Origin of the sequence: Gordonia hydrophobica NBRC 16057 (assembly GCF_001592365.1) — a bacterium.
In the GTDB taxonomy this organism is placed as follows: Bacteria; Actinomycetota; Actinomycetes; order Mycobacteriales; family Mycobacteriaceae; genus Gordonia; species Gordonia hydrophobica.
The window spans coordinates 74582-100711 of record NZ_BCWU01000009.1 but is presented as its reverse complement, the minus strand read 5'-3'; the positions used below and the strand labels follow the sequence as shown (position 1 = coordinate 100711).

The 26130-nt window shown below is 66.5% G+C and carries 22 protein-coding genes and 1 pseudogene; 13 read left to right on the top strand and 10 right to left on the bottom strand.

Annotation, left to right across the window (positions count from 1 at the left end; all coding sequences use genetic code 11):
* Positions 1-9 precede the first annotated feature (9 nt).
* The 3 genes from GH2_RS15530 to GH2_RS15520 are packed head-to-tail and all read right to left on the bottom strand — an operon-like array spanning position 10 to position 2658.
* On the bottom strand, positions 10-837 hold the full coding sequence (locus tag GH2_RS15530; protein WP_066169859.1) for a hypothetical protein: 828 nt from the start codon (positions 835-837) through the stop codon (positions 10-12).
* Positions 838-880: 43 nt separating this feature from the next.
* Positions 881-1705, bottom strand: a complete 825-nt coding sequence (locus GH2_RS15525) for a PIG-L family deacetylase (RefSeq protein WP_066170178.1) — start codon at positions 1703-1705, stop codon at positions 881-883.
* 20 nt (positions 1706-1725) lie between these two features.
* Positions 1726-2658 carry a LysR family transcriptional regulator gene (locus GH2_RS15520; protein ID WP_084247541.1) on the bottom strand — a complete coding sequence of 311 codons (933 nt, stop codon included), beginning with the start codon at positions 2656-2658 and terminating at the stop codon, positions 1726-1728.
* 129 nt (positions 2659-2787) lie between these two features.
* On the opposite strand from GH2_RS15520, the gene GH2_RS15515 reads away from it, so the two are divergent.
* The 7 genes and pseudogenes from GH2_RS15515 to GH2_RS15485 all read left to right on the top strand — a co-directional run bounded on the left by GH2_RS15515 (position 2788) and on the right by GH2_RS15485 (position 11079).
* Positions 2788-4332, top strand: a complete 1545-nt coding sequence (locus GH2_RS15515; protein WP_239589032.1) for a CoA-acylating methylmalonate-semialdehyde dehydrogenase — start codon at positions 2788-2790, stop codon at positions 4330-4332.
* Entirely contained in the window at positions 4329-5441 is a 1113-nt protein-coding gene (locus GH2_RS15510) for a zinc-binding dehydrogenase (protein ID WP_066169856.1), read from the top strand. The genes GH2_RS15515 and GH2_RS15510 overlap by 4 nt, the downstream gene beginning before the upstream one ends.
* A gap of 108 nt (positions 5442-5549) precedes the next feature.
* Entirely contained in the window at positions 5550-6803 is a 1254-nt protein-coding gene (locus tag GH2_RS15505; RefSeq protein ID WP_204701015.1) for an MFS transporter, read from the top strand.
* Positions 6800-7948, top strand: a complete 1149-nt coding sequence (locus GH2_RS15500; RefSeq protein ID WP_066169851.1) for an NAD(P)-binding domain-containing protein — start codon at positions 6800-6802, stop codon at positions 7946-7948. The genes GH2_RS15505 and GH2_RS15500 overlap by 4 nt, the downstream gene beginning before the upstream one ends.
* Positions 7949-7959: 11 nt before the next feature.
* Positions 7960-8430, top strand: a complete 471-nt coding sequence (locus GH2_RS21650) for an OsmC family protein (protein ID WP_066169845.1) — start codon at positions 7960-7962, stop codon at positions 8428-8430.
* Positions 8420-10148, top strand: a pseudogene (locus GH2_RS15490) (tetratricopeptide repeat protein). The gene GH2_RS21650 and the pseudogene GH2_RS15490 overlap by 11 nt, the downstream one beginning before the upstream one ends.
* Positions 10149-10152: 4 nt before the next feature.
* On the top strand, positions 10153-11079 hold the full coding sequence (locus tag GH2_RS15485; RefSeq protein WP_066169838.1) for an AEC family transporter: 927 nt from the start codon (positions 10153-10155) through the stop codon (positions 11077-11079).
* A 62-nt stretch (positions 11080-11141) separates the two neighbouring features.
* On the opposite strand, the gene GH2_RS15480 is transcribed toward GH2_RS15485, so the two are convergent.
* The 5 genes from GH2_RS15480 to GH2_RS15460 all read right to left on the bottom strand — a co-directional run bounded on the left by GH2_RS15480 (position 11142) and on the right by GH2_RS15460 (position 17665).
* A complete protein-coding gene (locus GH2_RS15480) occupies positions 11142-12536 on the bottom strand; it encodes an MFS transporter (protein ID WP_084247539.1) in 1395 nt (464 codons plus the stop codon).
* Positions 12537-12633: 97 nt separating this feature from the next.
* Positions 12634-14337, bottom strand: coding sequence for a tetratricopeptide repeat protein (locus GH2_RS15475; RefSeq protein ID WP_066170170.1), 1704 nt, complete (start codon positions 14335-14337; stop codon positions 12634-12636).
* A 290-nt stretch (positions 14338-14627) separates the two neighbouring features.
* The gene (locus GH2_RS15470; protein WP_066169835.1) at positions 14628-15674 is read right to left on the bottom strand and encodes a YeiH family protein; all 1047 of its coding nucleotides are present in this window, start codon (positions 15672-15674) and stop codon (positions 14628-14630) included.
* A 101-nt stretch (positions 15675-15775) separates the two neighbouring features.
* Positions 15776-16441 carry a GntR family transcriptional regulator gene (locus GH2_RS15465; protein WP_066169830.1) on the bottom strand — a complete coding sequence of 222 codons (666 nt, stop codon included), beginning with the start codon at positions 16439-16441 and terminating at the stop codon, positions 15776-15778.
* Between the two features lie 117 nt (positions 16442-16558).
* Complete coding sequence (locus GH2_RS15460; protein WP_066169827.1) at positions 16559-17665, bottom strand: FUSC family protein; 1107 nt, start codon at positions 17663-17665, stop codon at positions 16559-16561.
* A 154-nt stretch (positions 17666-17819) separates the two neighbouring features.
* Here GH2_RS15460 and GH2_RS15455 point away from each other — a divergent pair, with 154 nt between their 5' ends.
* The 4 genes from GH2_RS15455 to GH2_RS15440 all read left to right on the top strand — a co-directional run bounded on the left by GH2_RS15455 (position 17820) and on the right by GH2_RS15440 (position 22443).
* Entirely contained in the window at positions 17820-19052 is a 1233-nt protein-coding gene (locus GH2_RS15455) for an MFS transporter (protein ID WP_066169822.1), read from the top strand.
* Positions 19053-19181: 129 nt separating this feature from the next.
* On the top strand, positions 19182-19832 hold the full coding sequence (locus GH2_RS15450; RefSeq protein WP_084247537.1) for a DUF1326 domain-containing protein: 651 nt from the start codon (positions 19182-19184) through the stop codon (positions 19830-19832).
* 63 nt (positions 19833-19895) lie between these two features.
* On the top strand, positions 19896-20891 hold the full coding sequence (locus tag GH2_RS15445) for a DUF2182 domain-containing protein (protein ID WP_066169817.1): 996 nt from the start codon (positions 19896-19898) through the stop codon (positions 20889-20891).
* A gap of 181 nt (positions 20892-21072) precedes the next feature.
* A complete protein-coding gene (locus tag GH2_RS15440; protein ID WP_372434587.1) occupies positions 21073-22443 on the top strand; it encodes an NADP-dependent succinic semialdehyde dehydrogenase in 1371 nt (456 codons plus the stop codon).
* 46 nt (positions 22444-22489) lie between these two features.
* On the opposite strand, the gene GH2_RS15435 is transcribed toward GH2_RS15440, so the two are convergent.
* The gene (locus tag GH2_RS15435; protein ID WP_066169812.1) at positions 22490-23524 is read right to left on the bottom strand and encodes a CopD family protein; all 1035 of its coding nucleotides are present in this window, start codon (positions 23522-23524) and stop codon (positions 22490-22492) included.
* 215 nt (positions 23525-23739) lie between these two features.
* On the opposite strand from GH2_RS15435, the gene GH2_RS15430 reads away from it, so the two are divergent.
* Together GH2_RS15430 and GH2_RS15425 are read left to right on the top strand one after the other, a co-directional pair.
* Positions 23740-24414: a YcnI family copper-binding membrane protein gene (locus GH2_RS15430; protein ID WP_066169809.1), complete on the top strand. Its 675-nt coding sequence runs from the start codon at positions 23740-23742 to the stop codon at positions 24412-24414.
* 29 nt (positions 24415-24443) lie between these two features.
* Complete coding sequence (locus GH2_RS15425) at positions 24444-24977, top strand: copper resistance CopC family protein (protein WP_066169807.1); 534 nt, start codon at positions 24444-24446, stop codon at positions 24975-24977.
* A gap of 27 nt (positions 24978-25004) precedes the next feature.
* On the opposite strand, the gene GH2_RS15420 is transcribed toward GH2_RS15425, so the two are convergent.
* A complete protein-coding gene (locus GH2_RS15420; protein WP_066169804.1) occupies positions 25005-26009 on the bottom strand; it encodes an isopenicillin N synthase family dioxygenase in 1005 nt (334 codons plus the stop codon).
* Between the last annotated feature and the right edge of the window lie 121 nt (positions 26010-26130).

Below are 26130 nucleotides of genomic sequence, written 5' to 3'. Positions count from 1 at the left end.
CGAGTCCGATCACTCCGCCCAGCCGTCGAAGGAGGCGTCGTCGAGCTGATCGGGGTCGAGGGTCCGGTGACGGACGCGGACCGTCCGCCCGAACCGGGGGCCGGTGGAGCGCAATTGATCCTCACTCACCACGACCTGCCGCGGGAGGGCGCCGACGTCGGGATGGTCGATGCGGACCGTGCACAGGTAGGCGGCGAGCGAGGCGTCCTGGGGATGCGACGGGTAGCTGACGACCTCGGCGATCCTGCCGATCGACACGTGGGCGTCGGCGAACCACTCCCGCTCGCGGCGGCTCGTCGCCTCGGCGCGCGCCGACCGCGCTGCTCCGGCTCGTCGCGCCGTGCTGACCCGGCGCTCGAAGTGCACGTCGTCGACGTCGTCGGGGTCGAGGACGGTGTGGCGGAACTCGATCGTGTCGCCGACCGAGCACATGATGTGGAAATCCCGGAGCTCGCGACGGAGCGTGATGGGTCCCGGCAACTCCGCCGTCACCTCGACGTCGTAGCTGTCGGGGCCCTCGACGCCGGGACGGCAGACCACTCTGCTGACCCGACCGATCGTCACATGCGCGTCGGCGAAGCGTGCCTCGGTGAGCCGGCCGTCGGCGTGCGAGCTGTAGGCGAAGCAGACCAGAATGAGAATCACCGTTCCGGCCACCAGCCCCCAGAACGTGACACCGCTCGCGTGCTGGGTGACCACGCCCCAGACCACGAACGCGATCCCGCCGACGACCGCGAGTATCAGAGCCGCGAACGAGGCGCCCGCTCGACGCGACCAGTAGCGGATGCGGGCACGGGTCTCCGGTGTGCGGGCCCGTCGCAGCCAGTCGTCGTTCATGTCAGGGAGTCGATGGATGTCGTCAGGCCCGGGGCTCGCGAGGTCAAAACGGCCAGTGCTCCCGAGGCGGTCCGGCCACGTCGGCGGCCATCAGATACTCGGTGCCGAACATGAATCGGTAGAGGCGGGGCGGAAGAGCGAGCATGAGCCCGATGTCGGAGGTCTGGCTGGCGTGGCAGGTCATCGCCTGCCGCTTGCGCGTGAGCGTCTGGTCGTCGAGGGTGATCCGCCACGCGATGTCGGCCTCGGGCATACCGGTCGGCAATCCGTCGTCCCCGAGTTGAAACTTGTCCCACTCGTCGTCGGGCATCCCGTCGGCATAGCCGAAGGCACGCATCATCTCCTGGGCATCGGGATTGGTCCGGGCTTCCGTCCAGTCCTCACGTCGATTCGTCGCCTCGAACAGTCGGACCGGATGCGCGGCCTGTTCGACGGCGAGGCGACCGGCCCGATGAACGGCGATGTGATCGGGATGTCCGTAGTTCCCGTGCCAGTCGTAACCGATCAGATAGTCCGCGTGCTCGGCGTCGATCAGGGCGGCGACAGCCGCGGCGACGTCGGACGAGTCGGCGCGCGCCAGACACGCCGGGTTCGCGTTCTGCTCCCACCCGGTCATCCCGGAGTCCTCGTAGCCGAGCCAGACGATCCGATCGGTGCCGAGCGCGGCGGCCGCGGCTTCGGCCTCCCGGCGGCGGTACTCGGCGAGCGGCGTGTCCGCGGGCAGATCCGGCGGAACCGTGCCGTGTTCGCCGCCCGTCGCGAACACCGCGACGACCCGATGACCGCGATCGGCGGCCAGGGCCATCATCCCGGCCGTCAACGAGGTCTCGTCGTCGGGATGCGCGTGCAGGAAGACCAGGGTGGACATGCTCGCCTCCTTCTCGGGAATCAGACGCCGTCGGCTTCGGGTCGCCACAGCGACGGAATCGGTGCAGGCGGTCCGTTGAGCAGCTGGGCTTCGGCGGCGGCGATCTGCTGGATCAGATCGGCGACGGCGCGAACTCGCGGAAGGCGGGCGTGCTCCTTCGGCAGAATCAGCCAGAAGCGCGCGCTGAACTCCACGTCGGGGAGGATGTGCACGAGTCGGTCGTCGCCCGCCGCGACGAATTGCGGCATGGGCGCGATGCCGACGCCTGCGGCTGCGGCCTGCCAGTGTGCGACGAGGTTCGTCGACTGAATCTTGATCTCCGTGGGGATGCGTTTGGGGATCGTCCGCAGGGGATTCACGTCGAGGAGCTTGTCGACGTACCAGATGAGATCGTGATTGGCCAGGTCGGCCAGGGTTTCGATCGGCGGTGCGTTCCTCAGGTAGTTGGGACTGGCGTACAGCCGCAGTTTGTAGTCGGCGAGCGGGCGTGCATGAATGCGGTCGGAGTTCGGCCGACCGAGGGTGACGGCGACGTCGAACGACCGCACGCTGTGATCGAGCTGCGCGGTCGCGGTCACGAGCTCGATGGTCAACTGGGGATGCTCGTCGGCCAACTTGCGAAGTCGGGGCGCGAGGATGAACGATCCGAACCCGTCGGTGCTGAGAATCCGCACGTTTCCCTGTAGATGACTGGTTCGATTGCCGAGCGACGCATTCGCGTCGCGCACCGCGCTGGCCACGGCTTCCGCCGGATCCACCAGCCGCTGTCCGGCGGGGGTGAGGTGCCAGCCCTCGGGCGTTCTGTCGAATAATCGCTGACCGGTGTCGCGCTCCAACGCGTTGATCCGACGTCCAACGGTCGAATGGTCCACGCCGAGATCTTGTGCGGCGCGCACCAAGCGTCCGGTGCGTGCGACCGCGAGGAAGTACTGAAGATCATCTGCCGACAACATATGTGCATTCTTGCACACACCGGGGTCGCCTTGGCGATTGTCGTCACAGTGCTCCATCCATACGTTGGAAGTGTCCCCAGCAGGCTCAACTGCAGGGAGTTTCAGTCGATAGAGCACACGGAGATTCTCATGAAGCCGATCATGACCATGACGCACTCGCACCAAACGGAGTCCGACGCAGCGCCGACATCTGCAGATCTGCCCGGTCAGGGTGGGATCCGCGCGCCGCTCAACTTCGTCAACGGAAGCGACAGCGCCGGCACCGGTGAGCGCGAGCTGACGGTGTACAACCCGGCGACGGGTGAGGTAGAGCACGTCTTCAACGTGACGACGCCCGAGCAGGTCGGCGAGGTGGTCGCGGTCGCCAAGGCAGCACAGAAGGAGTGGGGCGAATCCGCAGTCGCACATCGTGCCGCTGTCATGTACGAGGTGCGCGACGCGCTGCGTCGGCACGCCGATGAGCTCGCTGACCTGATCGTCACCGAGAACGGCAAGACCAAGGTCGACGCACTCGGCGAGGTCAACCGCGGTCTGGAGAGCATCGAGTTCGCCTGCGGCGTCGCTGACCACACGGCAGGTCGTTACAGCCGTGACGTCTCGAAGGGCATCGACGTCCACCAGGTGCGCGAGCCGCTCGGCGTGGTCGGCTGCATCACTCCGTTCAACTTCCCGGTGATGGTTCCCCTGTGGATGATCGCCAATGCTCTGTCGACCGGTAACGCCGTCATCCTCAAGCCGTCGGAGAAGTCCCCGACTGCCACCACTCGCCTGGCCGAGATCATGACCGAGGCGGGTATCCCCCCCGGTGTGTTCAACGTGGTGCAGGGCGACGCGGCTACCGCGGGCGCGCTCATCGAGCACCCGGACGTGGCGGCGATCAGCTTCGTCGGCTCGACGCCGGTAGCCAAGGCGATCTACGAGCAGGGCACGAAGCTGGGCAAGCGCGTGCAGGCCCTCGGTGGCGCCAAGAACCACATGGTGGTGCTTCCCGACGCCAACCTCGACGACGCGGCCAATGCGGCCGTCGGCGCCGCGTTCGGTGCCGCGGGCGAGCGCTGCATGGCGGTCTCGGTCCTGGTGGCGGTCGGTGACGTCGCCGACCCGTTGATCGAGAAGATCAGCGGACTCATGAGCAAGTTGACGGTGGGACCGGGCAACGAGGGCGGCAGCGACTTCGGCCCCGTGATCTCGCGTGAGCATCGCGATCGCGTCGCAGGCTTCCTCGACGCCAGCGGCGAAGCAGGCGGGGCCCTGGTGGTCGACGGCCGTAAGAACGAGCGTTTCGAGCAGGACGGCTACTTCATCGGCCCGAGCCTGATCGACAACATCACCCCCGGTACCGCCTGCTACGACAATGAGATCTTCGGACCTGTCCTGGCAGTGATGCGCGTGTCCTCGCTCGACGAGGCCATCGACGTCGTGAACGAGAACCCGTACGGCAACGGTGCTGCACTCTTCACCGAGAGCGGCGGCGCAGCACGCCGCTTCGAGGCCGACACCAAGATCGGCATGCTCGGCATCAACGTCCCGATCCCGGTTCCGGTCGGCTGGTACAGCTTCGGTGGCTGGAAGTCGTCGCTCTTCGGCGACTCGCACATGTACGGCGAGGAGGGTGTCCGCTTCTTCACTCGCGCGAAGGTCGTCACCTCGCGTTGGAAGGACGGATCCAAGTGAGCCGCGGCGACATGAAGGCGGCCGTCCTCGACGACGCCGGCCTGCACATCGAGTCGATTCCGGTTCCGACGCCCGGTGTGGGAGAGGTCCTCGTCGAGGTGTCGGGTTGCGGCGTATGCCACAGCGACCTGCACGTGGTCCGCGGCGGGATCCCGGTGGCCAAGCCGCTGGTTCTCGGTCACGAGACCGCAGGCACCGTGGTGGAGCACGGTCCTGGCGTACCGCCGTCCACGCCTCGCGTCGGATCGCGGATCGTCGCGTCGTTCGTCATGCCCTGCGGGTTCTGCCGCGAGTGCGAGCGTGGACGCGATGACCTGTGCCTCAACTTCTTCAAGATGAACCGTACCGACGGCACCCTGTACGACGGCACGTCGCGGCTGGCGCGCCCGGACGGCGAGATGCTGCACATGTTCTCGATGTCGGGCATGGCGCAGTACGCCGTGGTTCCGGCGCTCGCCGTCTTCGAGCTCCCCGAGCAGATGCCTTCGGTGGAATCGGCGCTGCTGGGTTGCGCGACGCTGACCGCATACAGCGCGGTGGAGCACGGCGCAGGCGGGGTGCGCGGCAAGAACGTCGCCGTGGTCGCCTCCGGTGGAGTGGGGCTGAACCTGATTCAGATGTCCCGGATCATGGGCGCCGAGAAGGTCATTGCGATCGACATCAGCGACGAGAAGATCACCACCGCCCTCGGCGCGGGAGCGTCCGACGGAGTGAACGGCGCGGACACGGATCCGGTGGCAGCGGTCAAGGAACTGACCGACGGGCTGGGCGTGGACGTGGCCTTCGAGGCGCTCGGAACGCCCGGAACGTTCAAGCAGGCGTTCTCGATGGTCCGATCCGGCGGCTGCACGGTGCCGGTGGGGCTGAACACCGGAGACGTGTGCCTGCCCATCAATGGGATGGTCCGGTCGCAGGTGGGAATCAAGGGATCGTACGGAGCGCGGTCGCGGGTCGACATGCCCGCACTCCTCAAGATCCTCGACGACGCGAAGTTCGATCCGCGGAGTCTGGTCAGCACCACCGCATCGCTCGATGAGCTGTCCACCATCCTCGATCGACTCGAGGCCGGGCAGATCGAAGGCAGAGCGGTCATCGACGTCCAGCGCTAGCTCGACACTTACCGACCATGACGATCGGGACGACGCAGTCGCCCCGATCGTCATGGCCTATCTGTCGTCAATCGTCGGCGGACGGCGTGGGCGAGAGGAGACAGGACGGTGCCCGGATGGGATATGCCTGGTCGGAACCAGGATGAGGCGCCCACTGATGCGGACGCGAACGGTGCACGCGGTCGGTGGCAACGAGGGGTGCTGGCGGCCGCGCTGATCATCAGTCTGTCGGTGTGGTTCTCAGCGACGGCGGTCGGCCCGAGTCTGCAGGCCGAGTGGGGCCTCGGCGCGATGGGCCTGGTCTGGCTGACCGCCGCCGTTCAGCTCGGTTTCGTCGTCGGCGCGCTGGCCGGCAGCGTCTTCAACCTTCCCGACCGCGTCGATCTTCCACTCCTGATCGCGCTAGCCGCGGTCGGCGCCGCACTCTGTACTCTCTTGTTCGCCTTCGCCGCCAACGGTTTCGCCTCCGCAGTGGTCATGCGAGCCTGCACCGGAGTGTTCCTGGCCGGGGTCTATCCGACCGGTATGAAATTGATGGCGACATGGTCGGCGCCTGCGATCCGCGGTCGCTCGTTCGGAATGTTCATCGCGTGTCTCACCATCGGCTCCACGCTTCCGTACCTGCTGGCGACGTGGCACGGCCCGTCGTGGCGCGTCGTCATGGCCGCGGCGGCGGTGTTGGCGCTCCTCGGTGCCGCGATCACCATCACCTGCCTGCGGACCGGCCCGTACGCGGCACCGTCGCCACCGTTCAATCCGCGCCATGTCCTCGTTGGATTCCGGTCGCGGGCGCCGCGAGCTGCCAACCTCGGATACTTCGGTCACATGTGGGAGCTGTACGCGCTGTGGGCGTGGCTGCCCGCACTCGTGGCGATCTCGCCGCAGTTGACGGCGTTGCCGATCGCCTCCGGGCTGCTGGTCTTTCTCGTGCTCGGCGTCTCGGGCGCCGTCGGATCGATCATCGGCGGCCGCATCGCGGACCGGCGAGGTCGTCGTTTCGCGGCGGTGTCCGCACTGATCGTGAGTGGAATCTGCTGCTGCCTGTCGCCACTGGTCCCGGTGATGCCCGCGGTGGTGGCGCTCGTGGTCCTGGTGGTCTGGGGTGCCGCCGTGATCGCCGACTCCGGCGTGTTCTCGGCCGCGCTCAGCGAGACCGTCGACTCGTCGTACGTGGGTACGTCGCTCGCCGTCCAGACCGCGATCGGTTACGGATTCACGGTGATCAGCATTCAACTCGTCGCGGCCGTCGCCGACCTCGGCTCATGGCGCGTCGCGTTCGTGATTCTCGCGATCGGACCCCTCATCGGCGCAGTGGCAATGTCACGGTTCGTGGAACCGCGAGAGATGGGAGCAACAGCATGACCGGATCGACAGCTGATGGCGACATCAGGGACGTGGTCGTCATCGGTGCGGGACCAGCCGGGATCGCCGCCGGCATCGAATTGCGGAGAAGGGGAATCAGCCCGCTCCTGCTGGAACGAGATCGAGTGGCGTCGAGCTGTTTCAACGCCTACCGTTCGCTGCGCATCAACACGCATCGGTGGCCGTCCTCGTTGCCCAGGCATCGGATGCCGTGGACCCTGGGCAGCCACCCGTCGGCGCAGCGCTACGCAGGCTACTTGACCGCGGTTGCGCGCCCCCTGGACGTGCAGACGGGATTCGAGGTGAAGAGGGTCGACCGGATGCCGGACGGGACCCTGCTGGTCCGAGGCTGCGGCGGTGACCTCCGAGCCAGGCACGTCGTCGTCGCCACCGGGATCGCGCGGGCGGCGAAGTGGCCCGACTGGCGTGGTCGTGATGAGTTTCCCGGCCGACTGACACACGCCCGCACGTACTACGACGGCGCCATCGGCGTGGGACGCGATGTGCTGGTGGTCGGCGGTGGCAATACAGCGGCCGACATCGCCGTCGATCTCGCATCGTCGGGCGCGTGGAGCGTGGCGCTGTCGATCCGCCGACCGCCGCACATGGTGCCGCGATCACTGGGCCCGCTGCCGATCCAGACTTTCGGAGATCTGGTCGCCCGACTGCCGATGGGGCTCGGCGATCGTGCCATGGCGGTGGCGCGCAGGGCATGGCTCGGCGACCTTGCACCGCATGGGCTGCCCGCACCGACGACGTCGCTCGCCGCAGATTTCGCGGCGACCGGAACGATACCGATCGTCGACCGAGGTCTCGCCCGCGCCGTCCGCAACGGAACGGTGAACGTGGTCGACGGCGTGGCCGATGTGGGGGCGGCCGGCGTCCAGTTGCGCGACGGCTCTGTGCTGCACCCGGACCTGGTCATTGTGGCCACGGGCTACACCACCGATCTCGCTCGACTGGTGGGTCACCTCGGCGTGGTCGATTCCGAAGGGATTCCGTTGGGCGCCGAGCATCCTCGCAACCTCGACGGACTGTGGTTCCTCGGGTTCAACGACTCTCTGAGTGGGCAATTGCGACAGATCAGCATCGATGCGACAGCACTGGCGCGACAGCTGTCGGCCGACATGCGGACAGCGGGATGAGGAGAACAGGAATGCAGAATTCAGGATCGGGCGGACTTCAGGCCGAAGCCACCGTCGAGTGGTCCGGGTGGGGCGGTCGGGTGCGCGGTGCGGGAGGAGAGCTCGACGTCGCGACGGCGTCGCAGGTGGAACTCGGCGGACCCGGGGGCGGCACCAACCCCGAGGAATTGCTGGCCGCGACGCTGGCCAATTGCTTCAGCTCGGAGTTCAACGCGGTCGTCCGGGCCCGGGCGCTCCCGGTGTCGTCGGTCCGCACCCGAGTTCGCACCACGCTCGGCGTCGTCGACGGTCGACACCGCATCGTCGCGGCCGCGATGGACATCGTCGTGACGTCGACTGCGCCGAGCATCGATGTGGAGGCTGCGGCGCGGTCCGCTGCGGACGACTGCCCGGTCTGCGCGGTGCTGCGGCCGACCGTGCCCGTCGTCGTGTCGGTCTACGTCGTGGAAGAAGGAGAAGGGAAGGATATTCATGAACTCTGACAACAATGGAGCCGGGGCCGTGCAGGTCCGGGCCGATGCCGTCGAGCCGTACTTCGACCTGGGCGACTACGGTCGCACCGTCGCGAGCAACAACGCCGTGGCGCAACTGTGGTTCGATCGGGGGCTGGTCTGGTCGTACGGATTCAACCACGAGGAGGCCATCGCTTGTTTCGAGCGTGCAGTGAGCGCCGACCCGACGTGTGCGATGGCCTACTGGGGTATCGCGTATGCGCACGGCCCGAACTACAACAAGCCGTGGGAGGCGTTCGACGAGACCGAACTGCAGACTGCCGCCGCGCGGACGCACGAAGCCGTGCTCCTCGCGGTTGACCATGCCGAGGACGGGACGGTCGAGGCTGCGCTGGCCGGTGCGCTGCTCGCTCGGTATCCGCGCGCGCAGGGGCCGAACGGCGCCGAACAGTCGGTGTGGAGCGTCGCGTACGCCGAGGCGATGGGGCGGGTGTATCACGCTCACCGCGACGACCTCGACGTTGCCGCGTTGTATGCCGATGCGTTGATGAACCTGACGCCGTGGGAGCTGTGGGACACCATGACGGGCGAGCCGGCAGCCGGCGCGCGGACCCTCGAGGCCAAGGAGGTGCTGGACGCCGCGCTGCAGCTTCCCGGCGGTACCGAGCATCCGGGCGTGTTGCACTTCTACATTCACTTGATGGAGATGTCGGCGAGGCCCGAGGATGCGTTGCCGGTCGCCGACCGACTGCGCGGGCTGGTACCCGATGCCGGACACCTGGAGCACATGCCGACCCATCTGGACATCCTCTGCGGTGACTACCGTCGGGCGATCGAATCGAACGGAGATGCCGCTCGTGCGGATCGGCTCTTCGTCGAGCGCGAGGGGCCGCTGAACTTCTACACCCTGTATCGGGCGCACAACCTGCACTTCCGTATCTACGCGGCGATGTTCGCGGGTCGGCTGCAGCCGGCGCTCGAATCAGCAGCGGACTTGGAGGAGGCCATCCCGGAGTCCCTTCTGAGGGTCACGTCGCCGCCGATGGCGGATTGGCTCGAAGGATTCCTGACCACTCGGCTGCACGTCTACGTGCGGTTCGGACGCTGGGACGAGATCCTTGCGACGCCGCTGCCGACCGATCCGGAGCTGTACTGCGTCTCGACCGCGATTCACCGGTATGCGCGCGGCGTCGCACTGGCCGTCCTCGGCCAGGTGGAAGCGGCACGGGCCGAGCAGGGTGCGTTCCGAGAGGCGGTGCGCCGGGTTCCAGAGACTCGCACCTTGTTCAACAACGTGTCTGGACATCCTCGGGGTCGCCGAAGCCATGCTCGACGGTGAGATCACTTACCGCGAAGGCCGTTACGACGAGGCGTTCGCCCTCCTGGTCGAGGCAGTCCGGCGTGATGACGCACTGCCTTATGACGAGCCGTGGGGGTGGATGCAGCCGACCCGGCACGCGCTCGGGGCACTTCTCCTGGAACAGGGCCGACTCGCCGACGCCGCCGCCGTGTATGCGGCGGACCTGGGGCTGATCGAGTCGCTGCCGCGCCCGCAGCAGCATCCGGACAATGTGTGGGCGCTCCACGGTTACCACGAATGCCTCACGGGACTCCGGCTCACCGACGACGCCGACGACGTCGCAGATCGTCTTCAGGCGGCCCTCGAGTTCGCCGACGTCCCGATCCACGCATCGTGCTTCTGTCGCCGCAGCGTGCAGCGCGATCAACAATGCTGCGAAGCGGACTGATCGCTTGGCGCAGCTCATTCTGGGCGCGGTCATCCCTATCGTCGCGCTCCTGGCATTCGGCTCGTTCCTCCGTCGCCGGGTCCTCACGGACTCCGGCTTCTGGCGAGGACTGGAGTGGCTGACCTACCACATATTCACCCCGATGCTGTTCGTCACCTCCATCTCTGTGACGGACCTGCACCGGGTGTCGCCGGGTGCGGTCATCGTGTCGATCGTCGTGCCGATCCTCACGGTCACCGCCATCGTGCTTCTGCTGAAGCGACCGCTGAAGATGACCGGACCGGCGATCTCCTCGCTGGTGCAGGGCGGCACGCGGATCAACACCTATCTCGGCCTGGTCTTCATGGACGCGCTGTACGGAGCCGACGGTGTCGCCCTCTTCGCGCTCGCGGCCGCGGTGATGGTCCCGTTGGTCAACGTGGTCGCGGTCAGCACCCTGACCGTGTACGGAGACCGGCGCGTGAACGGTGCCCGCCCCCGCATCTTCCGTGAGATGGTGACGAACCCGTTGATCCTCGGATGTGCGGCGGGCCTGGCGATCAATCTCCTCGCGATTCCGGTGCCCAAGCCGGTTGAGGCCACCTTGACTCTGCTCGCGGCGCCGGCACTCGTGGCGGGCACCCTGATCGCCGGTGCGCCGATCACCTTCGCTCTCAGCCGCGTCGACCTCGCGGGAATCGCGACGACGTCGATCCTCAAGCTCGCGCTCCTGCCGATCGGTGCGGCAACGCTCGGCGGTGCCCTCGGGTTGTCGGGAGCGGCGTACGCGGCGGTGGTGGTGATCTGCGCGGTGCCGACGTCTCCATCGGCGTACGTGCTGGCCAACCGCCTCGGCGGCGACAGTCGGCTGATGGCGTCGATCACCGCAGTACAGACCGTCACTGCTGCGGTGACCCTGCCGCTGGTCCTTCATCTGACGTCAGTGGTCTGAGGGGAAACGACACGGCCGCAGCGTGATCCACACGCTGCGGCCGTCTCTGCTCTGCACTGGATTCAGTCGACGACGTGCAGATCGTTCTCGGCGTCTCTGATCGCGTCCATGTCCTTGGCCCGGATGCACCAGATGGACACCAGGGTCACCAGACAGGTGACGATCACGTAACCGAGCGCCACGGCGACACCGAAGGCACCGTCGAGCCAGGTGAGGATGACCGGCGTGGGCCCGACCGAGATGATGCCGGACAGCTGGTAGACGATCGAGATGCCGCTGTACCGGGTGGTCGGCGGGAAGAGTTCGGAGTAGAACGCGGCGACCGGTCCGTAGAGCATGGGATAGATGATGCCGAGCGCGACGACGAGGACAGCGGTCAGCGCAACCCAAGATCCGGTGTGGAGCAGCCAGAAGGCCGGGTACAGGAACACGGCGAAGGCCACCGTTCCCGCCGAATAGACCACACGGCGAGGAATCGAGTCGGACACCCGGCCCCAGAAGGGGACGAACACGACGAGCACCAGTGCGGAGATCATGAGTGACACCAGCACCTCGGTCTGCGTGAAGTCCAACGAACTCGTCGCGTACGCGATGATGAAGACCGCCCACACGCTGTACGCGACGCCCTCGGCATACCTGGTCCCCATGCCGAGAAGCAGGTGCCTGCGCGAAACGCGATGCGAGAGCAGTTCTTTCAGCGGGATGTCCTGTTCCAGGCCTGCCATGCCCGCCTGGGCCGCCTGGAAGCTCGGAGTCTCGGCGATCTTCGACCGGAGGATGACGCCGACGACGACGAGCAGGACGCTGACGAAGAACGCGAGCCGCCATCCGTACGAGAGGAACGCTCCGTCGGACATCAGGGTGCTCAACAAGGTGAACGCTCCGGTGCCGAGGAACAGCCCGAGGGCGAGGCCCATCTGGGGGAAGCTGCCGAACAGCCCGCGGCGGTTCTTCGGCGCGTACTCGACGCTGAGCAAGACGGCTCCGCCCCACTCACCGCCGATGGCCAGACCCTGAGCCAGACGGAGAACGGTCAGCAGGATCGGCGCCCAGATGCCGATCTGGTCGTACGTGGGAATGGCTCCGATGAGGAACGTGGCCACTCCCATGATGTACATCGTGGCGACCAGCGTCTTCTTGCGCCCGATGCGGTCGCCGAGGTGTCCGAACAGGATTCCACCGAGTGGGCGGGCGATGTAGGCCACGAAGAAGGTCGAGTACGAGAGGATCAGCGCCAGAGCCGGATTGTCCTGCGGAAAGTACAGGTGATTGAAGACCAGCCCGGCTGCGGTGGCGTACAGGAAGAAGTCGTACCACTCGATCGTGGTGCCGATGGTCGCCGAAGCGACAGCGGTGCGGGTCTGCTTCTTGGTCACCTGAGTGCCGGTCGTGCCCGCCGCAGCAGCGGCCGCAGGCGGTGATCCGTCGTGTGTTCCGGTGTTCGTGAAGGTCTTCATGGAGCGACGTCCTTGTTTTCGTTGGGTGATGGAAGCGGGTGAAAAACGAACTGCGCCGGCATCGTCGGATGCCGGCGCCGTTCAGTGAACGGATGAGTCAGTGGCAGCAGCTCTTCTGTCCGGCCGATACGGTGGCCGGACCGGTCGTCACGGCGCAGAAGCACGACGTCTGTATCGACTTGTCGGCGCGCGCCAGAGCGATGTCGAGCTGTGGCTTGATCGCCCTGGCCTCGTCGGTGCGGCCGAGGGCCTCGTAGCACCGGTGCAGGCCGAGGAGCGCCCAGACGTTGTTCGGGTGGCGATTCTGCCGGATCACGTCCTCATTGAGTCCGAGGTCGGTCTCGTAGGCGTGTGCCGCCTCCTCGGCGTGACCCTGCTCCAGCAAGAGGGCGCCGAGAGCGTGACGGCTCGGCATCATCCATCCCCACGGCTCGTCGAACGGGAGGGAGTCCTCGTTGGCCACGGCCTGCCGAAGGTGCGCGAACGCTTCGTCGTAATCGCCGTGATGGTAAGCGATCTCGCCTGCCAGCATCTCGCGGGCAACGCCGAGGATGTCCGGGCACGGCACCACGTGAAGGATTCTCGTCGGCGGCACCTTGGCGGCCGCCTCCTCGAACTGCTGCTGCGCACGCAGTGCGTTGTCGTGCTGCTTCAGTGCTGCGTACGCGATGCCCTTGCCGTAGTAGTTCATCGCGGTCGTCATCAGGTACAGGTCCTGATCCTCGGGGAGCGGATCATCGATCAGCTCCTGCCACTTGCCGAATCGGACGAGCGCGTGCGTGCCGATCGACATGTACGCCTCCTGCCAGTCGGCCATCGGCGGATCTTCCATCCGGATGAGCGCATCGGGGATCGTCTCGTGCATCGTCGTCGCCGCTTCGATCGCCGGATCGAACTGACCGAGGAACATCGCGCCGTAGAGCTTGAAGTGGTAGTTGTGCACCCGGTAGTTCGAGTAGAAGTTCAGGGCGCCCGCGTACTCCCAGTACTTGACGTCCTTCTCGATACCGATGTGATTCGAGTCGACGACGTCCTGGTAGTAGCCGCACTGGATGTCGATGTGGGTCGGCATGTGCGCGAGATGTCCGGAGTCGGGCACCAGATGCCGGATCTCGTCGCCGACGCGCAGGGCCGCCTCCGGCGTCTTCGACATCTCCATGAGGTGGATGTAGAGGTGCCAGACACCGGGATGGGGATCGCGGCCTGCGGCGCGGTTCTTCTCGATGGCCGCTTCGAGGACGGTTCGACATTCGTCGGCGTTGGATCCCTCGGTGGCTGCGCCCGTCTCCAGACTCCACATGTTCCACGGGTTGCGGTTCATCATGGCCTCGGCGAACAGCCCTGAGACGTCCATGTCGTCGGAGTGCTTTGCGTAGACCTCGCGCATGGCGACGGTGTACTCAGCGCTCCACTTGTAGAGGTCCTCCGGCGGAGCGTCGTCCTGGTAACGCACCTCGAGAGCCTGAATGAGGTCCCTCTCGACATCGGTGAGCCGGTCGGACAGCGCACCCGCAGCCCGCAGGTTGCGACGGCATTCCGGCAGCAACCCGAGCACGTCGGTCTCCTCGATGCGTTCCCACGGCCGGTTGTAGTTCGGGCCGGCGATGTACGCGAGGCCCCAGTACGCCATTGCGCAGTCGGGGTCGTGTTCGAGAGCGTTCTTGAAACAGACGCCGGCTTCCTCGTGGTTGTACGCCCAGATCCAGTTCAGCCCACGGTCGAACCAACGCTGGGCGTCGGCCGAAGAGGTGGTGATTGGTCGGCTGTAGGACCCGAGATCGAAGATGTAATCGTCAGCCATGATCACTCCTTTGGTGAATAGACGACCCCGCGGCGCCGACGTGAGGCGAGCGGGCTGACAAGCAGTGTGCTTGAAACCACAATCGATGATCCCGCTTGGGGAAACAACAATCAGAACCTCCCACTGATGTGCACTCCTGCACACGCTCATGGGCCGGACTGGGAGACGGCGGAGGGGAACGGACCGCGTTGGTGTGGACCTGACGATGCGGTGTCGATCAAAGAGTTCAGGGGGCCGACGTCAGAACGGTGTGCAGACTCGCAGGGCGAGTCTGCACACCGTTCTGGAGATCAGGCGACGAGGAGCACGCCGACCAACGCGATGGCGGCGACCCAGACGGTGGACACCGCGGCGAGCGCGAACGGCCACAGGCCCACGCGCCGCAGCATCGAGATCTTGACGCCGATGCCGAGGGCGAACATGGCGGCCGTCAGCAAGATCAATTGCAGGGTCTTGCCGATGGAGACGAGGCTGTCGGGCACGATGCCGGACGAGCGCAGCGCGACACATGCGATGAATCCGATGACGAACAACGGCACCAGCGGCGGAAGTTTGCCTGCATCGCCATTCGGCGTACGCCGACGTTGCATCAGACCGAGGACGGCCATCACCGGCGCGAGCATCATCACGCGGGCCAGTTTCACGACCACGGCGACGGCGAGTGCGGTGCTGCCGATGGCCCCGCCGGCGGCCACGACCTGGGCGACCTCGTGGATGGAACCGCCTGCCCACAGACCGGCGTTCTCTTCAGAGAGCCCGATGCCGCTGGAGATCAGCGGCACGATGGGGATCATCAGAGTGCCGAAGAGGACCACCAGGGCGACGGCGGTCGCCACTTCTTCGTCCTTGGCCTTCACGACGCCGTCAGCGGCGGCCACTGCTGCTGCACCGCAGATCGAGAATCCGCAGGCGATCAGAATCCGCTGCCCGACGGCGATGCCCATCCATTTGCCGACGAGCACGGTGCCGATGATCCCGAGTACGACGATCACGACGACCACGCCGAGGATGCCCCAGCCGAGTTGCAGAACGTCACTGAGCACGAGCTGCAGCCCGAGGAGGGCGACACCGAGACGGAGGAGCTTCTTCGCCGAGAACTGCAGTCCCGGCGAGAGTTGCTGGGGGAGCGACACGGTGTTCGCCAGGACCGCACCGAGGACGATCGCGATGAGGAGCGGGCTGACGGTCGGCACCAGCTTGTTGATGCCGATGGCCAACGCAGTCCCGACTCCGCACAGCGCGAGTCCAGGTACCACTCCGCGCACGGCTCCGATTGCCTTTGGCTGAGCGACAGGCTGCGGAGGACGTTGTTCGGTATTGACTGTTTCTTGGTCCATGCTTCACAGCATCTGAGCGCGCGGGAGTTGCCGGTACTGCCGTTCCGGGCATAGCCATATATCAAGTCGATATGGCTACAACGGCGTGCGGACCCCCATTCTCATGCCTCCGGTCGCTCGGTGCGGCCGTCCACGACATGCACGGTGGTGTCGTATGTCCGGACGAGGTGGTGGTGAAGCAGACCGCCGAACGCCTCTCGATCGGATGTCTGAAACCGGTCGTTGAGCGCCTCGTGTTCGGCGATGATGTCCGCGGATCGTTCCAGCAGTCGAGTGCCGTGACTGTAGAGCAGGAATCGCTGGCGGTCGGCCAGTCGGTCGTACAGCTCGAGGAGAACCTCGTTGCCGCCCGCCTCGACGAATCCGCGGTGGAAGGCGATCGTCGATTCGACGAACCGCGGCAGATCGCGATCGGCGAGGGCTGCGCGGTGCTCGGCGATGACCTCCCGCATCGCACCGTCCGATTTGCTCGGCGGCCGTTGTCCCGGCACCTGGACCGCGGTGGTCTCCAGCACCCATCGGGCTTCGGCGAGATCGGCGATCTGAGCCTCATTCAGGCCTGTGACCAGGGCTCCTCGTTTGGGCAGGATGCGGATCCAGCCTTCGTCCTGCAACAGTGCCAGGGCGGTCCGGACCGGCGTTCGGCTGCATCCGATCTCCGCGCCGAGCACCACTTCGCTCAGCAGGGTGCCGGGCGCATGGGCGCCGTTGAGGATCTTCGCGAGAATGGCGTCGTACGCTCGCCGCGTTGCGCTGGTGGCTTCCACGGGTACCGGACTTCCTCTCGCTGAAATCGGCCGACGCGACTGCGTGCGCGAGACGGTCCGATGTGTCATCGTCGTTCCTTTTCGAGCTTGCCATGCCGACCGATTCTCAAGGGCGGGTCACGTCGGCATGCCCGGAACCAGTCGGAGTGCCTCGCGTTCGGTGCACCCGGTGAGGATCAATGCGTCGATGACGAGCGAGCGTATGCTGACCAATGCCGCCACTGCCACCGGGGCGCTGTGTCGACGATCCACATCAAGAGTCTGATGTGCAACCGCAACCAGGCCTGTGCGAAATTGCTCCAGGTCGCCGCTGCTCTGAATCCGCGCTGCGATCGTGCGCAACGACGTCGCGAGGTCCCGGTACAACGAGCCCCATGCGGGGTCGGGTGATTGGTCGCGACGCACGCTGGTCGTCGTCAGTCGAACCATGTGCTGCGTGCTTCGGGTGACCTCGTCGAGTGCGTCCATCATCGAGGCGACACGTGCCGCAGATTCCCGCATCGCTTTGTACGTGGGCGGCTGGCGTGCGCTCGCCACGGACTCGGTCGCGGCCTCGGCGAGCTCACTGTACGCGTCACTGAGATCGTTCGCCGTGTTGTCGATCCGGGGTACCGCCTCCGGCGAGGGTGCGGCGACGAGGGCACCGCAGTCGGAGACCACCGCGGCGACCGATTCGAGGTAGCGGGCGATCTGCACCCGCACGAGTGAGATCGGATTCGGCGGACGGAGGACGGCGATGCCGAGTGCGACGACCCCGCCGACCCCCGCATCGATCCAGTGATCGAGCACGGCGCCGTCGGCTCCGGTCAAGGTGCTGACAGCGATTGCCTGGGTGCACGCCTGCAAGGCGAGGGTCGGCCCGCCGCCCCACCGCAGGGTCAGCGCCATGGCGGCGGCGACCATCGCCGTCACCTGGATCGGTCCGGTACCGACGGCGAGACTGACCACGCTCGCGATGACCACGCCGACAGTCACCCCGGCACACACTTCGACGACGCGTCGTAGGCGGCGGTCGAAACTGACGCCGAGGCCGACCGTTGCCGTCACCGGTGCGAAGTACGGAAGGTCGTGGTGCAACAGCTCCGTCGCCACCAACCAAGCGATGCCTGCGGCGACTGAGCACTGAAGGATGTGCCACGTGGTGCTGCTGGTCTGAGGTAGCCGAACGAGCCGGCCGACGCGGCGGACGAGGGGCTCGCTCGCGGGTTGATCGCCTGCGGGCATCGCTCCATGGTGGCAACGAGTTGATCCGACACCTAGCGCGTCGATCAGGGCAATTGTGCAGAGCCGTGTGCATCATCGCAGGATCGGGATCGACATCCCCACGATAACTTGGATACAAGAGCTTGTATCCAAGAAGAACTCCGGAAGGAGCACGATGACTTCGACAACGCCGAGGGATGTCGAACTGCCGGCGCAGCAGGTCGGTTCGCGACTGCCTGCGATTCTGTTGCTGCTGTTCGCCTCGGGATGGGGCGCCAATCATTTCGCAGCGGTCCTCCCGATCCTTCAGAACACCGAGGACATGTCGCGGGCTGCCCTGGACGGCGCATTCGGCGTATATGCGCTCGGGCTCCTGCCGTGTCTTCTCGGAGGCGGAAGTGTGTCGGATCGGGTCGGACGACGCATCGTCGTGTTGATCGGCGCGGCCACAGCGGGCTTGGGCAACTTCGTCATGATCTTCTGGCATGTGGAGCTCGGGGTCTTCGTCGGTCGTTTCGTCGTTGGCTTGGGAGTGGGTCTGGCGGTGAGTGCCGGCACCGCGTGGACGGCCGAGGTCGCGGGCAAGAAGGGCGCCGTGCTCGCCGGCGCGGTCCTGACCTCCGGATTCGCGGTGGGCCCCTTCGTGTCGGCCATCGTGGCGTCGACGTTCCCCTCGTCCGCGGAGTACGTGTCCTTCGCCGTCTCGGCCGGGTTGTCGGAATTGGCGGTCGCAGCGGGCGTGGTGTGGACGACGTCGGCGCCGATTCCGCAGGCCGACGTCGCGGCGGACGACCGCAGTCGGCACCAGGACGCGGCCGGAGTCGGATTGGCGCTGCGCACGTCGCTGCCACTGGCGATCTGGGTGTTCTCGACGGTGACCGCGTCGATCGTCGTTCTCGCGGCCCGAATGACGGACCGCTTCGGTGGTCCGATGGTGCCGGGTGTGGCGTCGCTCCTCGCCCTGGGTGGCGGTCTGGTGATCCAGATGATCGCGCGTCGTCTCGACTGGGGCGCGTACGCGGGGATCGCCGGGATCGGTCTCGCCGTCCTCGGTTTCGGTGCGGCGGCCGTCGCGGGCCCACATCCCTCGATCGGGATGTTCGTCGCCGCTTCCTTGATGCTCGGTGCGGCGTACGGCCTGTGCCTACGTGAAGGACTGATCAACGTCGAACTGCACACGCCGCCGACCGCACGGGGGATGGTGACGGGCATCTTCTACGTCTTCACCTATCTGGGATTCGGACTGCCGGTGTTGATGGCGACCATCGAGCAGAGTGTGGGCGGATCGCTTCCGCTGGTGGTTCTCGCCGTCCTGGCGGCCTGCTCTCTGGGCGTGTGCCTCAGGCAGATACGCACTGGCACAGTGAATTCCAGGAATGTGGTCGGCATTGTGCGTTCACGCACATGACCGGGCCTCGATGGCCGTTGTCTCCTTTGTCACCCCCTTCTAGCGTGGTGTACGTCACGGATCAGACCGTGCATCACGACGATGTACCCGAGATCCGACGACGTTCAACCAGCCGAATGAGGAGGCGCAATGTCCGAATGGAAGCTCCAAGGTGTGTGGACTGAGTCCTGCACCTGTGACATCACCTGTATCTGCAACCTTGACCCGTCGCAGCCGCCGACTCAGGGATACTGCGATGTGGCGTTCTGTTTCCACATCACCAAGGGTGAGATCGACGGCATCGAGATCACCGACCTTCCCGTCGTGTGGGCGGTCAACCTGCCCGGCACCTTCGAAGGCGGCAACGCCGAAGCGCGCCTGTACATCTCGGACAAGGCGACGCCGGAACAGCGCACGGCGCTCGACCCCATCTTCCACGGCGAGGCCGGCGGTGTCTGGCAGGTCTTCTCCGGGATCGTCAAGAAGTGGTACGACACGGAGTACCTGCCGATCGACGTCCAGCAGGACGGTGACAAGCGCACCATCACGGTCGGCGACCGCGGAACGATCGTCGCCGAGACCATCCGCGATCACCGCGGCAACGACGTCGCAGTGATGGACCCGCCGCTGCTCGCACCGGCGAGCATCCACCGCTTCGTGGTCGCGCGCGGCGACGGATCTCAGTGGACCGACCCGGACCTCCGGAAGTTCACCGGCAAGCACGCTGCACACTCCGAGTTCCTGTGGAGCTCGGACACCACCGACAACCCGCCGTACGTGCCGGGTTGCGTCCCCGCGTGACCCTGCGTCAGTACTGAGAGCCCGAATTGAGAGCCCGATGAGTATCGTGGCAAGGAGGAAACTGTGGTCAGCAATCTGATCAACGGCAGCATTGGCGAATCGGCACCCGAGCCGCCGGATGCGCACGCCGCCTGTCATTCGACCGGGACAGCGACCGCTGATCCCAAGGTCACGGCTACCGTCCGGACCGGAGCAGCAGATGCTGCGGATCGGGACAAGCGTCGGCCGATACTCGTCGGGCTCTTCGGACTGGCAGGCTTCGCCTGGATCCTGACGATCGTCGCGAGCCTGGTTGCACCGAATACGTCCGGAGGCACCTTCGCCACCCTCGCCGCGATCGGCGGACACAGCCACGCGCTGACCGCCGACGTCGGCTCCGGTGGAATGGCCCTGTGGGTCGCGCTGGTGCTCACCGCGGTGTCGTGGATCGTCATGACGGTGGCGATGATGCTGCCTTCGTCTATCGCGATGATGACGATGTTCGCCGCCACGGCCAAGCGAGGGCCCCGATGGAAGCGCTCATACGCATCATTCATCGGCGGATACCTCGCGGTCTGGTCGGCGGCCGGCATCGCCGCGTTCCTGTTCAGTCTCGGCGTCGCGTGGATCGGTGAGACCTGGACGTGGCTCGGCGAACACTGGCAGGTGGTTCCGGCGGCGGCCCTCGCCGCGGCGGCGCTCTGGCAGCTCACACCGCTCAAGGACGCCTGCCTCAAGGCCTGCCGTACCCCGCTGTCGTTCATGATGCAGCACTTCAAGAGCACCAAACCCGGGCCCAGCTTCATGCTCGGCGCCCGACACGGCAAGCACTGCTTCGGATGCTGCTGGGCGCTGATGCTGGTGATGGTCTTCTTCGGCACCGCGCACCTGGTGACCATGGGCGTGCTGGCCCTGATCATGCTCGTCGAGAAGGCTGCGCCGTGGGGCGATCGACTGGTGCGTCCCATCGGTGTGGCGCTCGCGCTGGCTGCCGTCGCCGTGCTGTTCCTCGGTGGGCAGTCCGGTGGCGAACACCATCATCACGCGGCGGTCGCCGTCTCTTCGGACGCGGTTCGCTGATCACTCGCGGAGGTGAGTGCCGCGAGTCGATCAGACACAACGCTCGGCTGGATGTCTCCAGCCGAGCGTTGTGTCGTCGGCATGCATCCCGACGATGGTCGAGCGCCGACTCACGCGCGGAACGTCCCGTCCGAGTGGCAGACTCGAGAGCATCGACGTCCGCATGTGAGAGGTGCTTCCCGTGATCGCGACCATCAACCCCGCCACCGGTGAAACCGTCAAGACCTTCCAGTCGGCGACCGCAGACGAGATCGAACGCGCCATCGCCCGCGCCGCCGACACCGCACGCACGTATCGGACGACGACGTTCGCGCAACGCGCCGCATGGATGCACGTGACGGCGGATCTGCTCGAGGCCGAGGCCGACGACGTGGCCGCGATGATGACGCTGGAGATGGGGAAGACGCTCGCGTCGGCGAAAGCCGAAGCCCTGAAGTGCGCCACGGGCTTTCGGTTCTATGCCGACAACGCAGAGGAGATGCTGGCCGACGAGCACGCGGACGCCGGTGCGGTGAACGCGAGCCAGGCGTTCGCGCGCTACCAGCCACTCGGCGTGGTGCTGGCGATCATGCCGTGGAACTTCCCGCTCTGGCAGGCGGTCCGCTTCGCCGCACCCGCATTGATGGCGGGCAACGTGGGCCTGCTCAAGCACGCGTCCAATGTTCCGCAGTCGGCGCTCTACCTCGCTGATGTCATCAGTCGTGGCGGCTTCCCCGACGGCGCCTTCCAGACGTTGCTGATCGGGTCGGGTGCGGTGGAATCGGTCCTCCGCGATCCCCGGGTGGCGGCCGCGACGCTGACCGGAAGCGAACCCGCGGGCCGGGCGGTCGCCGCGATCGCCGGCGACGAGGTGAAGCACACGGTGCTCGAACTCGGCGGCAGCGATCCGTTCATCGTCATGCCGTCGGCCGATCTCGATGCGGCGGTGAAGACGGCGGTCACCGCGCGCGTCCAGAACAACGGACAGTCGTGCATCGCCGCCAAGCGCTTCATCGTGCACACCGACGTCTACGACGAGTTCGCGACCGAGTTCGTCGAGGCGATGAGTGCGCTCACGGTCGGTGACCCGACCGATCCGGCTACCGACATCGGTCCGCTCGCCACCGAACAGGGACGCGCTGACGTCGAGGAACTCGTCGCCGACGCGGTGGCCAACGGGGCCGAGATCCTCTGCGGGGGAGCACGTCCCGACGGGGCGGGCTGGTACTACCCGGCGACGGTGGTCTCCGCGATCACCCCGGCGGCGCGGATGTACACCGAGGAGGTGTTCGGTCCCGTCGCCGGCCTGTATCGAGCCGCGGACATCGACGAGGCGGTGACGATCGCGAACGCCACGTCGTTCGGGCTCGGCTCCAACGCCTGGACGACCGATGCGGCCGAGATCGATCGGTTCGTCGCCGACCTCGACGCGGGCGGCGTCTTCATCAACGGCATGACCGTCTCGTACCCCGAGCTGCCGTTCGGTGGCGTTCGGCGATCAGGGACCGGCCGCGAACTGTCGGCTCACGGGATACGCGAATTCTGCAACATCAAGACCGTGTGGATCGGCTGAGACGGCCTGATCAGCACCGCGGCGCAGGACGCAAGGCCACTCAGCGTCAGTTCGGGGTGCTCGTCGCGAGGACCCCGGCGACGCCGAATGCGAGGGCCATGACAATCGCTTCGAAACACAGCCAACGAAGGACGTGCGCACGCGAGACGTCGGCGAGGTGCGGCAGCAAGCGGTAGCGGAGCTGCGTCGCCGATACGCCGATCAAGCCGAGCAGAACGAGTTTGGCGAGCAGAAGGACGCCGTAGCGGGTCGTGACGATGGCGCCGATGGACTGGCCGTGATTGATGAGGATGAGCCATCCGTCGAGCAGGCCGGTGGCAGCCACGACGGCAACGCAGATCGCTGCGATCACCGAGAATCGTGGCAAGGCCGTCGCCAGCAGGTGAGGCCGGGACATGGCGAGCGCCGAGAGTGCGACCAGGCCACCGACCCAGCACATGGCCGCGAAGACGTGACCGATCATGGCGAACACCATGACTTCGGCGAAGCTGAACGACGAATGCGATGCGTGTCCGGAGAGAGTGATCGGCGCCAGCGCGCCGATCGCGACGACGATGCCCAGATGTCCGCGCCACGGTGCCGCACTGTTGCGCGCCGCCGCCAGCACGTCCATGACGACGTACAGTGTGCCGAAGAGACAGCCGGCGGCGGTGGCCGCGCCGAGGCTGAACTTGCTGGTGAATCGGACGATGTTGGCGATGGAGGCCTGCCCGCTGGGATCGGCGTCGACGGTCAGCATGCTCAGATAGAAGCCCGCAGCCAACGACCCCGCCAACGCGAACCATCTGGCCATCACGCGCGCTGAGCCGAGGGCCGCTCCGCGTCCGGCGAGCAGCGTTGGAATCAGGCATGCGCCGGTGAGCAGGGTGAACGAGGTGAAGGTCACCGATCGACCGATCGCCAAGCCGGCATTCGTCGGGGTCACCGGGTTCGCTGCGATCAGAAACGCAACGATGAGGGCGACGAAGCACGAGAGCACGATCCAGCCTGCGGTCACCAAGGGCGTGCCGGGCGCAGCGGCGGCCGGCTCAGATCGCTGCTCGGGCGTCGAGTCCTCGGCGGGTGGTCGCATCAGTGTCATTTCGGCCCCAGTGTTCGTCCAGTACTGACGTTGTAGTGGATGGAAATGTACCGAGAAACCCCAGGTCAGTAAATAGGGAAAGCCTCCCCGCGTTGTGCGCGAATGCACAGGCTTGGGCATTCTGCTCCGTTGACGAAGCCGAGGGCGAGACCCAGAATCGATCGGAACAGCGGCCGAGAGCACTCGCCGTTGATACTACGACGAGGAGGCTGGCGATGTCCGGCTCTATCAAGCGAATTCTGGTGCTGGCGGCAGCACTGTTCCTGACGGTTGCGGCGTCGATGATCGGCGTGGGGGCGGCCTCGGCGCATGTGACCGCTCAGCCTGGTGAGGCGAAGCAGGGCGGGTATGCGGTCGTCACCTTCCGGGTGCCGAATGAGTCGGACACGGCGTCGACCACGCGGGTGGAGATCTCGATTCCGACCGAACATCCGCTGACATCGGTGCGCACCACCGCCGTTCCCGGATGGTCGGCGCAGGTGACGAAGACCAAACTCGACAAGCCTGTGGACAACCACGGCAAGTCGATCGACGAGGTCGTCTCGTCGGTGATCTGGACGGCTGACCAGGGCAATGCGGGGATCGCGCCGGGCCAGTACCAAGACTTCCCGCTGTCCATGGGACGGCTTCCGGAGACGGATCAGTTGATGTTCCCTGCCACGCAGACCTACAGCGACGGCAAGGTCGTCAAGTGGGATGAGCCGTCGACGGGCGACGCGGAGCCCGAGCGGCCGGCACCGACCGTCGAGCTGACGGCCGATGATGCCGACAGCGATGCCGACGGCGGCGTCGACGGCCTGGCGATCACCGCGATCGTCCTCGGTGCCCTGGGTGCGCTGATCGGAGTGGCGGCGTTCATCCGCAGTGGCGGCAGCCGGACCGGCGCCTAGTCATGCGACGGTGGAGTGTTGGACGGTCGGTGCGCCTGGTGGGCGCGCCGACCGTCGGCGTCTTGGCGGTCCTCGCACTGCTTCTGATCGTGCCCGCGTCGCCGGCGAGTGCGCATTCGTGGCTGGTGTCGAGCGTGCCCGCCGACGGTGCGACGGTGCAGAGCGGACCGTCGACGGTCGTGTTGACCTTCTCCGAACCGGTGGCCGACGACTACTTCGAAGTCGATGTGGTGGGTCCGGACGGGCGGTCGTACCTGGCGGGTCGTGATCGAGCCGAGGGTGCGTCGGTGACCGTCCACGTGGCTCCCACCGGCCCGGCCGGGAAGTACCGAGTGGAGTATCGCCAGATGTCGGAGGACGGACACCGTGTCACTGGGAGTGCGACCTTCACGGTCACTTCTCCGGGGACCGGTGAGGGCTCGGTACGCGATGACAGCGAGACGCAGTCGTCGTCGATGAGCGGCTATCTGGTCGCCGGGGGCGTCGTGCTGGTCGTGGTGGTGGCAGCTGCTGCGATCTGGCTGTTGCGGCGCAACAGGATTCGCAGCGACCGACCGTCCTGACGCCCGTCGGCCGAGGCGCCGACCGGCTCAGCCGAGCAGGTCGGCGTGGTGGCGTGCGGCGACGTCGGGGTGCGCGCGCAGGCGGGCCTTCAACATGTTCTCACCGAAGGTCCCGGAGATGACGTTGTCGGGGTCCTGGGTGACACCGGGCGCCTGCGCGGCCAACTCGGGCGGAAGCGTGATCTGCGGCATCGTCGACGACAGCGCCGGGTTGAAGAAGAACGGCACCGACAGTCGTTCTGAGCCCGCAGACGGGGACACGACGCGATGCAGCGTCGCCTTGAGGTAGCCGTCGGTGGCGAACTCCAGGAGCTCACCGATGTTGACCACGAACGCGTCGTCCACAGGCGGCGCGTCGATCCACTCGCCGTCGTGGTCCACCTGGAGACCGCCCTTGCCGGGTTCGACGAGGAGAAGGGTGAGGACGCCCGGATCCTTGTGCGCGCCGACGCCCTGCTGGTCCTCGGACTCATCGCGGCCGGGGTAGCGGACCACCTTCAGCAAGGTGGACGGGCGCTGGGCGAACGCCTCGTCGAACACGTCCGACGGTGCGCCGAGGCTGACCGCCCACTCGCGCATCAGACGCAGACCGATCTCGTTGCACCGCCGCTGCCAGTCGACGATCACCTCGCGGAGCGCGGGCAGCGCTTCCGGCCACGCATTGGGTCCGTCCAGGCGAAGGTAGGCGGGATCGTCGCCGAGGGGCTCGTACTCGGCGGCGAGGTCGATCTGTTCGCGCCAGTCGATCGCGCCGTCGGTGTATTCGCCGCCGAAGCGGGTGTAGCCGCGGAACTGCGGGCTGGCGAGCATCTCGATGCTGAACTTGTCTGCGTCCGGCAGAGCGAAGAACTCGCGGGCGGTCGCGAAGAGCCGGTCCCGAACGTCGCGGTCGATGCCGTGGCCGACGAGATAGAAGAAGCCGAACTCGTGCGTCGCGGACCGCAGCGACGCACGGAAGGCGTCGGCATCGGCCTGATCGCCGTCGAGAAGTGACAGGTCGACGATGGGGAGGCGGGTACGGGTCTCGGACATTCTGATTCCTCTACTGACCGGCGGGACAGTCCCGGGCTCTGCACAAAGACCACAGCGGACGGCCGGCGCCACCGGATGTGACGTTCTGTCACCAGGATAGCGGCCACCGCGGTGGCGGCCG

Excerpts from the sequence above, each read along its gene's own strand:
- GH2_RS15530 (WP_066169859.1), bottom strand. The coding sequence starts at position 837 with ATGAACGACGACTGGCTGCGACGGGCCCGCACACCGGAGACCCGTGCC.
- GH2_RS15525 (WP_066170178.1), bottom strand. The coding sequence starts at position 1,705 with ATGTCCACCCTGGTCTTCCTGCACGCGCATCCCGACGACGAGACCTCG.
- GH2_RS15520 (WP_084247541.1), bottom strand. The coding sequence starts at position 2,658 with ATGTTGTCGGCAGATGATCTTCAGTACTTCCTCGCGGTCGCACGCACC.
- GH2_RS15515 (WP_239589032.1), top strand. The coding sequence starts at position 2,788 with ATGAAGCCGATCATGACCATGACGCACTCGCACCAAACGGAGTCCGAC.
- GH2_RS15500 (WP_066169851.1), top strand. The coding sequence starts at position 6,800 with ATGACCGGATCGACAGCTGATGGCGACATCAGGGACGTGGTCGTCATC.
- GH2_RS21650 (WP_066169845.1), top strand. The coding sequence starts at position 7,960 with ATGCAGAATTCAGGATCGGGCGGACTTCAGGCCGAAGCCACCGTCGAG.
- GH2_RS15480 (WP_084247539.1), bottom strand. The coding sequence starts at position 12,536 with ATGAAGACCTTCACGAACACCGGAACACACGACGGATCACCGCCTGCG.
- GH2_RS15475 (WP_066170170.1), bottom strand. The coding sequence starts at position 14,337 with ATGGCTGACGATTACATCTTCGATCTCGGGTCCTACAGCCGACCAATC.
- GH2_RS15470 (WP_066169835.1), bottom strand. The coding sequence starts at position 15,674 with ATGGACCAAGAAACAGTCAATACCGAACAACGTCCTCCGCAGCCTGTC.
- GH2_RS15460 (WP_066169827.1), bottom strand. The coding sequence starts at position 17,665 with ATGCCCGCAGGCGATCAACCCGCGAGCGAGCCCCTCGTCCGCCGCGTC.
- GH2_RS15455 (WP_066169822.1), top strand. The coding sequence starts at position 17,820 with ATGACTTCGACAACGCCGAGGGATGTCGAACTGCCGGCGCAGCAGGTC.
- GH2_RS15450 (WP_084247537.1), top strand. The coding sequence starts at position 19,182 with ATGTCCGAATGGAAGCTCCAAGGTGTGTGGACTGAGTCCTGCACCTGT.
- GH2_RS15435 (WP_066169812.1), bottom strand. The coding sequence starts at position 23,524 with ATGACACTGATGCGACCACCCGCCGAGGACTCGACGCCCGAGCAGCGA.
- GH2_RS15430 (WP_066169809.1), top strand. The coding sequence starts at position 23,740 with ATGTCCGGCTCTATCAAGCGAATTCTGGTGCTGGCGGCAGCACTGTTC.
- GH2_RS15420 (WP_066169804.1), bottom strand. The coding sequence starts at position 26,009 with ATGTCCGAGACCCGTACCCGCCTCCCCATCGTCGACCTGTCACTTCTC.